The 11,801-nt window shown below is 64.2% G+C and carries 10 protein-coding genes; all 10 read right to left on the bottom strand.

Annotated features, from left to right (window positions below; translation table 11 throughout):
- Window positions 1-34 precede the first annotated feature (34 nt).
- Window positions 35-2,647 (bottom strand): valine--tRNA ligase, encoded by a 2,613-nt coding sequence (locus KJ624_03810; GenBank protein ID MBU2008961.1) that lies wholly within the window; start codon window positions 2,645-2,647, stop codon window positions 35-37.
- A 158-nt stretch (window positions 2,648-2,805) separates the two neighbouring features.
- Complete coding sequence (locus KJ624_03815; GenBank protein MBU2008962.1) at window positions 2,806-3,756, bottom strand: hypothetical protein; 951 nt, start codon at window positions 3,754-3,756, stop codon at window positions 2,806-2,808.
- On the bottom strand, window positions 3,753-4,940 hold the full coding sequence (coaBC, locus tag KJ624_03820; protein MBU2008963.1) for a bifunctional phosphopantothenoylcysteine decarboxylase/phosphopantothenate--cysteine ligase CoaBC: 1,188 nt from the start codon (window positions 4,938-4,940) through the stop codon (window positions 3,753-3,755). The genes KJ624_03815 and coaBC overlap by 4 nt, the downstream gene beginning before the upstream one ends.
- Window positions 4,937-5,713: a type III pantothenate kinase gene (locus tag KJ624_03825; protein ID MBU2008964.1), complete on the bottom strand. Its 777-nt coding sequence runs from the start codon at window positions 5,711-5,713 to the stop codon at window positions 4,937-4,939. Before KJ624_03825 ends, coaBC begins: the two co-directional genes overlap by 4 nt.
- 10 nt (window positions 5,714-5,723) lie before the next feature.
- Window positions 5,724-7,277 (bottom strand): NAD(P)H-hydrate dehydratase, encoded by a 1,554-nt coding sequence (locus KJ624_03830; GenBank protein MBU2008965.1) that lies wholly within the window; start codon window positions 7,275-7,277, stop codon window positions 5,724-5,726.
- Complete coding sequence (acpS, locus tag KJ624_03835) at window positions 7,274-7,627, bottom strand: holo-ACP synthase (protein MBU2008966.1); 354 nt, start codon at window positions 7,625-7,627, stop codon at window positions 7,274-7,276. The genes KJ624_03830 and acpS overlap by 4 nt, the downstream gene beginning before the upstream one ends.
- A gap of 109 nt (window positions 7,628-7,736) precedes the next feature.
- The gene (gene hflX, locus KJ624_03840) at window positions 7,737-8,828 is read right to left on the bottom strand and encodes a GTPase HflX (GenBank protein MBU2008967.1); all 1,092 of its coding nucleotides are present in this window, start codon (window positions 8,826-8,828) and stop codon (window positions 7,737-7,739) included.
- A 55-nt stretch (window positions 8,829-8,883) separates the two neighbouring features.
- Window positions 8,884-10,044, bottom strand: coding sequence for an LL-diaminopimelate aminotransferase (locus KJ624_03845; GenBank protein MBU2008968.1), 1,161 nt, complete (start codon window positions 10,042-10,044; stop codon window positions 8,884-8,886).
- Complete coding sequence (gene dapF / locus KJ624_03850; protein ID MBU2008969.1) at window positions 10,041-10,889, bottom strand: diaminopimelate epimerase; 849 nt, start codon at window positions 10,887-10,889, stop codon at window positions 10,041-10,043. The genes KJ624_03845 and dapF overlap by 4 nt, the downstream gene beginning before the upstream one ends.
- Complete coding sequence (miaA, locus tag KJ624_03855) at window positions 10,876-11,784, bottom strand: tRNA (adenosine(37)-N6)-dimethylallyltransferase MiaA (protein MBU2008970.1); 909 nt, start codon at window positions 11,782-11,784, stop codon at window positions 10,876-10,878. The genes dapF and miaA overlap by 14 nt, the downstream gene beginning before the upstream one ends.
- Window positions 11,785-11,801: the final 17 nt, after the last annotated feature.

Genomic DNA, 11,801 nt, shown 5'->3' on the forward strand with positions numbered 1-11,801 from the left:
GAAGCTCGGGTCTGAAAGATAACCCTTGTATGTGCTACCCCAGCCTGGAAACCTCCTCCCCCAGCCGTTGGAGCCTGTCGGTGAGGAGGGCGTGTCTGCTTCTTTCCGCCTCCACCACCTCCCGGGGGGCCCGGGAGACGAAGTTCTCGTCCCTTTGCCGGGCCTCCAGGCGGGTAAGCTCCTGGTGGGCCAGTTCCTTCTCTTTCTCCAAGCGCTGGCGTTCCCTCTCCAGGTCCAACCCCTCCAGGGGGAGGAGCACCTCCCCCGCCTTGACCACCAGGACAATCCCCCTGTCCCCGGCGGGCCGGGCCCCTTCATAGATGCTGAGGGGCCTCGCCCTCGCCAGGGCCTCTATGGCCGCGGCATGGGCAGAAAGGTTTGCCCTGTTTCCCCGGGAATAGAGCCGGGCCTCCAGAAATTTTTCCGGCTCAATCTTGCGCTCGGTCCTGGAGTGGCGGACGGAGCGGATGACCTCTATCACCGCCTCCATCTCCTCCTCCGCTTCGGGGTCAAAGGCTTTCTCATCGGCCCGGGGGAAAGGGGCCACCATGATACTTTCGGACCTTCCTGGCCCGGGCAATTTCTGCCAGATTTCCTCGGTGACGAAGGGCATGAAGGGGTGGAGCAGGCGGAGGGAGGTCTCCAGGACCTCCACCAGGGTGGGCAGGGGGTTCTCCCCCCGCTGGAGCCTCAGCTTGGAGAGCTCCACATACCAGTCGCAGTATTCCCCCCAGACAAAATCATGGACGAGGCTCTCCGCCTCACCGAAGAGATAGGCCTCCATCAACCTGTTGGCCTCGGCCACCACCCGGTTCAGGCGGCTCCTGAGCCAGCGCTCCTCCACATCCGGGGGTGAAGGTGGCAGGTTGCCATACTGCTCAAGGCTCCTCAGGACAAACCGGGCGGCGTTCCACAGCTTGTTGGCGAAGTTGCGCCCCGCCTCCAGCTTCTGCGGGGAGAGACGGAGGTCATTCCCCGGCCCCACCCCCATGGTGAGGGCAAAGCGCAGGGCATCGCACCCATAGCGGTCAATAAGCTCCAGGGGGTTGAGGACATTCCCCTTCACCTTGCTCATCTTCTGTCCCTTTTCGTCACGGATGAGGCCGTGGAGGTAAACGGTGCGGAAGGGCACCTCCCCCGTGTTCTCCAGCCCCATCACTATCATCCGCGCCACCCAGAAGAAGAGGATGTCATAGCCCGTCTCCATGACCGAGGTGGGGTAAAAGTAGCCGAAGTCCCTGGTGCGGCGGGGCCAGCCGAGAGTTGAATGGGGCCAGAGAGCGGAGGAGAACCAGGTGTCCAGCACATCGGGGTCCTGGACGATATCCTCTGAGCCGCATTTGCGGCACTCTTTCGGGTCCTTCATGGCAACCGTTATCCCCTGGCATTTCCCGCAGTACCAGACGGGGATGCGGTGGCCCCACCAGAGCTGGCGGCTGATGCACCAGTCCCTCAGGTTCTCCATCCAGTTAAGATAGACCTTGACGAAGTGCTCCGGGATGATGCGGATGCGCCCCTCATTCACTGCCTGGATGGCGGGCCGGGCCAGGGGCTCCATCTTGATAAACCACTGCTTTGAGGCCCAGGGCTCCACCACCGTCCCGCACCGGTAGCAGTGCCCTACGGCGTGGATATGCTCCTCCTCCTTGACATAAAGTTGTCGCTCTTTCAGGTATTCCAGGAGCCTTTTCCGGCATTCAAAGCGGTCCAGGCCGGCGAAGGGCCCGGCGTTCTGGTTCATGGTGCCGTCGGGGTTGAGGATGTTCACCAGTGGCAGGCCCTGGCGCTGGCTGATGTCAAAGTCCACGGGGTCGTGGGCGGGGGTGACCTTCACGGCCCCGGTGCCAAAGGCGGGGTCCACCACCCCGTCGGCAATGATGGGGATGACCCTCTCCACTGCCGGGAGAACGGCCTTCTTCCCCACCAGGGCATGAAAACGGGCATCCTCCGGGTTCACCGCCACGGCAGTATCCCCCAGGATGGTCTCGGGGCGGGTGGTGGCCACGGTGATATAGCCCTCTTCCCCTTCCAGGAGATAGCACACATACCACAGCTTGCCTTTTACCTCCTGGTGGTCCACCTCTAAATCCGAGAGGGCGGTCTGGCAGCGGGGGCACCAGTTGATAATCCTCTCCCCCCGGTAGATGAGGCCTTTTCTATGCAGGCGGACAAATGTGGTTCGGACGGCCAGGGAAGGGCCGGGGTCCATGGTGAAGCGCTCCCTGGCCCAGTCGCAGGAGGCCCCCAGCCTCTTGTGCTGTTCGGCGATTACCCGGCCATACTTCTCCATCCACAGCCACATCCGCTCCAGGAACTTCTCCCTGCCCAGGTCCCTTTTGGAGAGGCCCTCGCTGGCGAGCTGCTTCTCCACCACGAACTGGGCGGCGATGCCGGCGTGGTCCCGGCCGGGGAGCCACAGGGTGGATTCCCCCCGCATCCGGTGCCAGCGGACCATGATATCCTCCAGGGTGGCGGTGAGGGCATGGCCCAGGTGGAGCTCCCCGGTGACATTGGGCGGTGGCATGATAATAACAAAAGGCTCCCTTTGCGGGTCTATCCTGGGGGTGAAATACCCCCCCTCCATCCACGAGCGGTAGAGGCGCTCCTCTACCTGCTTGGGCTCATAGGCCTTGGGGAGTTCAGGCATCTAATTCACCATCCCCCTGGCCCCCTTCCTCAAGGAAGGGGGGAAAATAAGAATCTGGGGGACACCCCCAAACCCCCGCCAAAGGGGGCAACCCCCTTTGGAAACCCCGTAGCCGGGACGCCCAGCCAGAACCCCCAGAAATGCCCCGTCACCGTCCGTCATCCGAAGACGTCGTCCAGATTCTCTGCCTTGAGGAGCCTCTTCAGAACGGCGTACGCGGGGCTTTGAAGCTTCTTCACTTTGCCGCCAATCGCGGCTTTGATCGGGGCAATTTCCCTCGCCTTTTCAGCGAAGTTCACAACGAACTTGCCGCGTTCTTCAGGCCACGGTTCCACAGAGCGCACGGGAGCCCAGTGTGTTATAGCAGAGACGGGGGCAACGCGGTATACGGCAATGTACTTGATACTTGGGATCTTTCGCTCACTTACGCGAACAGCATACCATCTGTCTTCACCCAAGAACGTCTCCAGAAACCCTTCTTCCTGAGCAGGGACGACGATTGTGTCGAAAGGCGCAGGTGGACACTGCACGCGGGACGGCGTCACCAGCGGCTCAAACTGGTGGATGTGCGCAGGCGCCCCGGCCCCAGCCCGGCGGAACGTGCGGAATTCGACAACTTCAGGAGGAACAGAAAGCGACAAGTCCGCCAACGCGGGAGCCTCGCTGTCTATGATTACGGCAACCTTGGGTGGCTGGTCAAGTAGGTCGGAGAGCAATTTGAAGATCTCTCCCCCCTTCCTGCCTTGAAGGTCCGCCTTCACCTGTTCGTCGGCAACTATCTCGCCGTACAACTTCTTCTTGAGCTCGGCACGCGTTTCGAGTTTCCCCACGGCTGCAAGGAACTTCCCTATCTGTGGCTGAATATGACCATATACGTCGTGGGTGGAAAGCTCCACCTCCACCACCCACCACTGGTCGGGTTCGAATCTGATGGCGTAGCCATCCGGGATAGAAGCCACTGAGCTTCCGCTGATCTTCGACTTGATGTCGAAATACAGCGAGCCTTCGCCAAAGATGTCCTCGTGGTGCTCCTTGACCACCTCCTCAAGGGCCTCCTCGTCCGGAGGGATCCACTCCTCGTATTTCACCCCGTCCATGAGCAACATCATCCGCCACCTCCTAGAAGCCCCGCCACCTTGTCCAGAACCCGGTGGGCTATGTCCGGCTTGGGTAACGGCGGGAGCTTTTGGGCTTTGCCGGACTTGTCTATGAGCACCGCCTGGCTCTGGTCCTGGGCAAGGGCTGAAATATCGTTGGCCACCACCAGGTCCAGGCCCTTCTCCTTGAGCTTCTTCCTGGCGTTGGGCACCAGGTCCTCGGTCTCCAGGGCAAAGCCCACCCTCAGGAAGTCGCCCTTCACTTCTGCCAGGATGTCACGGGTGCGCTCCAGCTCCAAAGAGATAACAGGAGCCTGGCCCCTCTTGAGCTTCTGCCCGGCGTATTTCTTCGGCCGGTAGTCGGCCACGGCGGCGGCCATGAGGAGCACCTGGGCACCTTTGACCGCCTTTGCCACCGCATCTTTCATCTCCTGGGCGGTATTCACCGGCACAAACTCCACCCCCACGGGCGGGGCGATTGCTGTAGGGGCGGAGACCAGGACCACCTGGGCCCCCCGGTCCCGGGCGGCCTCGGCCAGGGCATAGCCCATCTTCCCGGAAGACCTATTGCTGAGCACCCTTACCGGGTCCAGTGGCTCCTGGGTCCCCCCGGCGGTGACCACAATTTTCTTGCCCGCCAGGTCTCCACCCCTCCCCAGCACCCATCTGAGGGTGCCGATTATCTTCTCGGGCTCCTCCATCCGGCCCCACCCTTCCTTCCCCGAGGCCAGGTGGCCATAGGCGGGGCCGACGATGACCAGGCCCCTCTCCTGGAGCTTTTTCAGGTTCTCCTGGGTGGCGGGGGCCTGGAACATCCCCTCGTCCATGGCGGGGGCGATGACCACCGGGGCCCTGGTGGACAGGACGGTGAGGCAGACCATGTCATCGGCCAGGCCCGAGGCAATCCTGGCGACGTTGTTGGCGGTGGCCGGGGCCACCACCACGGCATCGGCCAGGTCCGCCAGGGCCACATGCTGGATGCTGAACTCGCCCTGCTCAAAGATATCGGTGGTAACGGGCTGGCCGGTGAGGGCCTCAAAGGTGAGAGGTGAGACAAACTCCTGGGCCGAGGGGGTCATCACCACATAGACTTCAGCTCCGGCCTGGACCAGCTTTGAAGCCAGGTCGGCGGCCTTGTAGGCGGCGATGCCGCCGGTAACCCCCAGGACGAGCTTCTTCCCCTCAAGCGCCTTCATTTTTTCCTCTCCCGGTTCATATCATATATCATCCTCAGGCCGATAAGGGTGAGGTCGGGGTTGACCATCTCAATGACCGGGGTCTCCCGGGCGATAATCTCCGCATAGCCCCCGGTGGCGACGGTCCTGGCCTCCCCCCCCAGCTCCTGGCGTATTCTGGCCACGATGCCCTCCACCAGGCCGATATAGCCGAAGATGATACCCGACTGCATGGCCGAGACGGTGTTCCGGCCGATGGCGTTTTTGGGCCTGGTAAGCTCCACCTGGGGCAGCTTGGCGGTGCGCAGAAAGAGGGCCTCGGCGGCGATGTCAATGCCCGGGGCGATGGCGCCGCCCAGGTAGTCCCCCTCGCGGGAGACAGCATCAAACGTGGTGGCGGTGCCGAAATCAATGACGATTACCGGGCCGCCGTACAGCCGCTGGGCGGCGGCGGCGTTCACCACCCGGTCCGCCCCCACCTCCCGGGGGTTTTCGGTGGCGAGCTTCACCCCCGTCTTCACCCCCACCCCCACCACCAGGGGGGTTATGCCGAAGTAGCGCTCCAGGAGGCTGATAAAGGTAACCTCCAGAGAGGGCACAACTGAGCAGATGACCGCCTCCCGGACCGAGGCGACGGCGATGTGCTCCAGGGGCAGGAGGTTGAGGAGGACCGAGGCATACTCGTCGGGCATGCGGTGGACCCCGGAGGCGATGCGCCAGGTGGCTTTGAGCTTTTCCCCGTCAAAGACCCCCACGGTTACATTGGTATTGCCGATATCCAGGGCCAGGAGCAGCCCTTTCTCCTTAGCCATGCTCCCCTTTCAACTTCTTTATCCCTCTGGGCAGCAGGGGCAGGAGGTCCGAGGCCACGACCCCTGCCTCACCCAACTCCTCCCTGGCCAGCTCCCCCGCCAGGCCGTGGAGATAGACCCCCAGGGAGGCGGCGTCAAAGGGGGAAAGGCCCTGGGCCAGGAGCCCGGCGATGGCCCCGGCCAGCACGTCCCCAGTCCCCGCCGAGGCCAGGGTGGGGTTGGCAAAGGGGGAAAGGCGGACCTCACCCCCGGGCGAGGCTATCACGGTAAAGGCCCCCTTCAGCACCAGCACCTTGCCCCACCTCCCGGCAAACCGCCGGGCCACCTCCAGGCGGTCCCCCTGGATTTCATTCACGGCAAGGCCCGTCAGGCGGGCCATCTCACCGGGGTGGGGGGTAAGGACAGCAGCCTCGGGCAGCCTCTCCCACCAGCCCTCCCTCCCCGCCAGGTGGTTCAGGCCGTCGGCATCCAGTACAAGGGGCTTCTTCAGGCCCGACCCCAGGAAGGCCTCCATGAAACGGGACACCACCGGGGCCCGGCCTATCCCACATCCCAAGAGGAGGACATCGTAGCCCGGCACCTTCTCCGCCAGTGACTGCCATGCCCTGAGGCTGAGGAACCCCCCATCATCGGGGAGGGGGAGGTGGGTGGCCTCGGTGAGCCCGGAGGCGAAGATGGGGTAGAGGCTGCGGGGGGCGGCCAGGGCGACCAGCCCCGCCCCCACCCGGTAGGCCCCCAGGCAGGCAAGACAGGCTGCCCCGATGTAGTTCTCCGACCCCGCCGCCACCAGCACCCGGCCAAAGGTCCCCTTGTTGGCCTCGGCTGGCCGCGCGGGTAGAAGGCGGGCTGCCCATTCCGGGGTGAGGAGCCCGGTGGCGATATCTGCGGCTGCCTCCTGAGGGAGGCCCAGGTCCACAAAGGCTATCTTCCCCGTGTGGCTGGCCCCCGGGAAGGCGTAGAGGCCCCGTTTGGGGTAGCCCACGGTTATGGTCACATCAAAGGTGGGGGTGGCAGGGTCCACCTTGCCGGTATCGGGGTGCAGGCCCGAGGGCAGGTCCAGGGCTATCAGCTTCAGCCCCGGCCTCTTCTTTTTCTCCTCCCCCACCTTTTCCAGGACGGCCCTGAAAAGGCCCTCCAGGGGCCGGAACCTCCCCGTGCCAAAGAGGGCATCCAGGACAGCATTGGCGGTGGCGAGGAAACGCCCCAGGACGGCCAGGTCCTGGTCCTCCTCCCCCCGGGCCCAGGGGACCTGTCGGCGGCGGCATTCCAGCAGGAGGGACTCCTCCGGGTCATCCCGGCCCAGGAGGTAAAGGGAGACCATTGCCCCACAGTCCCGGAGGTGTCGGGCTGCCACCAGGCCGTCCCCGCCATTGTTCCCCGGGCCCACCAGGACCAGCACCTCCCGGCCTGATATCTCCCCCGGCACCCGCGCCACCTCCCTGGCCACACCAAGCCCCGCCCTTTCCATGAGGGTGGAGCCATCCAGGCCCTGGGCCCCGGCCCTATTCTCTATCTCCCGCATCTCATGGGCGGTGACCAGCTTCAACGGCGGTTTCCTACCACCGAGGCTATGGCATACTCCCGGCAGTGGGACAGGGAGACCACCAGCTCCAGGCCGAGCCTTCTGGCCCGGGCCCTGGCCTTGCCCAAGAGCCTGAGGCGGGGCTCGCCCCTGGGGCCCCTGAGCACCTCAATCTCCCGCCAGCGCTGGGCCCCACCCAGGGCCTTCATCACCGCCTCCTTGGCAGCAAACCGGGCCGCCAGGGAGGCGGGCTTCTTTCGGCAGAGCTCCAGCTCCGCCGGCGTAAACACCCGCACCAGGAAGCGCGCCCCCCAGCGGCTTACGGCCATTTCTATCCGGCCCACCTCAATAATGTCCACCCCGACGGAGTTCATATCTATCCAAAGGTGGATTATACCACGCCTGCCACCCAAAAACGAACCATCCTTGTCTGACATAACGATAATTGTGCGAACTCCTTCCAGAGGAGGTTGTTGACATAAACTAGAGAAAATGGACGGGGGGCTGGGGTTGGAGCTTCTGGGCGACGAGTTCCAGGAGCCGGTCCAGGCCCCAGCCCTGGGTGGCGGAGATGAGGACGGTGTCTTCCCTGGCCCAGCCCTCCAGGTCGTCCCTGGGCCCGGCAAGCAGGTCCACTTTGTTGAGCACCAGGAGGCGGGGCTTGCCGGCCAGGCCCAGCTCCTCCAGGGTCTTTTCCACCGTCTGGTTCTGCTGGGGGGCGCTGGGATGGGTGATGTCCACCACATTGAGCAGGAGGTGGGCCTCCTCCAGTTCCTCCAGGGTGGCCCGGAAGGCCGCCACCACCGTATGGGGCAGCTTTCTGATAAAGCCCACGGTATCGGTGAGGAGGGCCTTCTTCCCCCCGGGCAGCTTGAGCTGGCGGGTGGTGGGGTCCAGGGTGGCAAAGAGCCTGTTCTCCACAAAGACTTCGGCCCGGGTGAGGGCGTTCAAGAGGGTGCTTTTCCCGGCATTGGTATAGCCCACCAGGGCCACCACGGGGACCCCCGTCTCCTGCCGCTTTGTGCGGTAGAGGGCCCGCTGGCGTCTCACAATCTCCAGCTCACGGCGGAGACGGGATATCCTGTCCCTGATGAGGCGGCGGTCGGTTTCAATCTGCGCCTCCCCCGGGCCCCGGGTGCCGATGCCACCCCCCAACCTTTCCAGGTGGCTCCACTGGCCGGCCAGGCGGGGCAGAAGATAGACAAGCTGGGCCAGCTTCACCTGGAGCTCCGCCTCCCGGGTGCGGGCCCTCTGGGCAAAGATATCCAGGATGAGGGCTGTCCGGTCCAGGACCTTCACCTTCAGCATCTCCTCCAGGTTACTCTGCTGGTGGGGGGAAAGCTCATCATCAAAGATTACGGTGTTGTAGCCTATCTCCCCCTGCCGGGCCTGAAGCTCCAGCAGCTTGCCCTTCCCCAGATAGGATGTGGGAGAAGGCTGGGAGAGGTGCTGGATGACCCTGCCCACCACCTCCCCACCGGCCGTGGCCACCAGCTGGCCAAGCTCGTCCAGGGAGCTTTCCACGGTCCAGCCGTCCTGATGTTTCCCCTGTTTCCCCCCCACCGCCACCAGCATCACCCTCTCCACCAGCTCCTCCCTTGTGTTTATGTCAACTCTCCTGTGTTTTATGTCAACTCCTCCACTTCTCCAGGCGGGAGATGCCCTCCTCCAGGTCCTCGTCGGAGAGGGTGAGGGAGAGGCGGACATACCCCTCCCCTGCCTTCCCGTAGCCCACGCCCGGGGTGACCACCACCCCCGTCTCCTCCAGGAGGCGGGTGGTGAAGGAGGTGGAGGTAAAGCCCTGGGGCACCCTCGCCCAGACATACAGGCTGGCCCTGGGGGCGGGGGCACGGAGGCCGATGCGGTTGAGGGTGGCCACCAGACGGTCCCGGCGATGCTGATAGACCTGGTTGTGGTCAGGGATACAGTCCTGGGGCCCCTCCAGGGCAGCTATGGCCATGTGCTGGATGGCCTGGGGAATGCCCGAGTCCAGGTTGGACTTGACCTTCATCAGGGCCTCCACCATCCCGGCATTCCCCACCACCATCCCGATGCGCCACCCGGTCATATTGTAGGTCTTGGAAAAGGAGTGGAATTCCACCCCTACCTCCCCGGCCCCCGTGACCTGGAGGAAACTCTCCGGCCGGTAGCCGTCAAAGGCCACCTCAGTATAAGGCCCATCGTGGCAGAGGGCCAGGCCGTATTTCCGGGCGAAGGCCACCGCCCTCTCAAAGAACTCCAGCCCCGCCACCGCCGCGGTGGGGTTGTTGGGGTAGTTGAGCCACATCAGCTTGGCCTTCCTGGCCACATCGGGTGGGATGGCCTCCAGGTCAGGGAGGAAGCCGTTCTCTTCACGAAGGGGCATGTAGTAAGGGGTGCCGCCGCAGAAGATGGTGCCCATAGAATAGACCGGGTAGGCGGGGTCGGGGACAAGGGCGATGTCGCCGGGGTCAATAAAGCACAGGGCGATATGTCCTATCCCTTCCTTGGAGCCAATGAGGGGCAGGACCTCCTTGCCCGGGTCCAACGATACGCCGAAGCGCCTTTCATACCAGCGGGCGATGGCCCGGCGCAGCTCCAGGAGGCCATCCGTCTCAGGATAGCGGTGGTTCCTGGGGTCCCGGGCCGCCTCGCAGAGGCGGTCAATGATGTGGGGAGGGGTGGGGATATCGGGGTCGCCGATGGCGAAGGATATGACCCTCTCCCCTCTGGCCCGCTTCTCCGCTATCTTCCGGGATATCTCCACGAAGAGGTATGGGGGCAGGTTTTCAACACGCCGGGCAAACTTCATAGCCAGTCCTCCGCTATTTCTCCTTCAAAGACCTGCTCCACATAGCCGGTGAGGTAGACATCGCCTTCTCCATCCCAGGAGAGGCCCAGAGTGCCCCCCGGCAGGCGGATACTGACTTCTTCCGCTACTTTGTCCAGGAGCCTGGCTGCCACCATGATGGCCGAGGCCCCGGTGCCGCAGGAGAGGGTCTCCCCCACCCCCCTCTCCCAGACCCGGGCCTCTATCTCCCGCCGGGAAACCACCCGGGCCACCTCAAAGTTGGTCCGCTGGGGGAAGAGGGGGTGGCTCTCCACCAGGGGGCCGAGCCGGGCCAGGGGGAAGGCCGATACATCTCCCCTGATAAAGGCCACGGCATGGGGGTTTCCCATGGACACCAGGCTCGCCCGCAGGACCCTCCCCCCCACCTTCAACTGATAGTCCAGGGCTTGTGTTATGTCAAGTGGCAAATCTGCGGGTATATCTTTGGGGGCGAGGCGGGGGGTGCCCATATTCACCCGGGCCCGGGCCACTTTCCCCCTTTGAAGGAAGGGGACAATGGTCTTTATCCCGGCCCTGGTCTCCACCTTGACACCGTCTCTTGGGGCCAGGCCGGCTTCCACGGCATACTTGGCGAAGCAGCGCAGGCCGTTGCCGCTGGTCTCGGCCTCGGAGCCGTCGGGGTTAAACAGGCGCATGGAAAGGTCGGCCTTCCTTGAGGACAGGACCAGGAGGAGGCCGTCGCCCCCCACCCCCAGCTGGCGGTGGCAGAGCCTCCGGGCCAGGGCAGGCCAGTCCCTCCCCGGCTGGCCCCGCCAGTCTACCAGGATAAAGTCATTCCCCGACGCCTGGAGCTTAACGAACCTCAAAGGCCTCCTTTACCAGGGCAAAGGCCCTCTCTACCTCGCCACCTCTTGCCTCCAGCCAGCTTATCCTGGGGTCATCCAGCCGGAACCAGGCGGACTGGCGGCGGGCAAAGCTGTGGGTGGCGTATTTGATGCGCTGGACCGCCTGGGGAAGGCCCGCCTCCCCCCGGAGATAGCCCATTATCTCCCGGTAGCCCACGCTGGAGAGGGCGGGGAGGGACGGGCTGTAGCCCTTGTCCAGAAGCGCCCTCACCTCCTCCACCCAGCCCCGGCCTATCATATCATCCACCCTCTTATCTATCCTAGCATAAAGCTCCCCCCGGGGGGCAGTGAGACCGATGATGAGAAACCTATAGGGGGGAGGCCTCTTCTCCCGGCCCCTGACCCCTGCCCGGGCCAGCTCCAGGGCCCGGATGGCCCGGCGGACATTCCGGGGGTCAATCCTGGAGGCAACCTCGGGGTCCATGGCCCTGAGCTCGTCAAAGAGGGGGCCGATGCCCTCCCTCCGGACTCTCTCCTCCATCTCCTGGCGGAAGGCGCTATCAGGGGGGACCCGGGGCACCTGCCACCCCTCCACCACACCCCAGATATACTGGCCGGTGCCACCGACCAGGATGGGGAGTTTTGCCCTTTGAAGTACCACTTCAATGGCCTGATAGGCGCGGGGCTGGAAGAGTGCCAGGCTGAATTCCTGGTCGGGGTCCACGATATCAAGAAGGTGATGGGAGACGAGGGCCCTGTCCTGGGGCCCGGGCTTGCCGGTGCCGATATCCATGTAGCGATACACCTGCCGGCTATCGGCGTTGATAATCTCCCCCCCCAGCTTTTGGGCCATCTCCAGGGCCAGGCGGCTTTTCCCCACCCCCGTAGGCCCCACCACCACCAGGACCGGGTTCATCGTGAGCGGATGGCCGA

This window comes from Chloroflexota bacterium, from assembly GCA_018825785.1.
Taxonomy (GTDB): domain Bacteria; phylum Chloroflexota; class Dehalococcoidia; order JACVQG01; family JAHKAY01; genus JAHKAY01.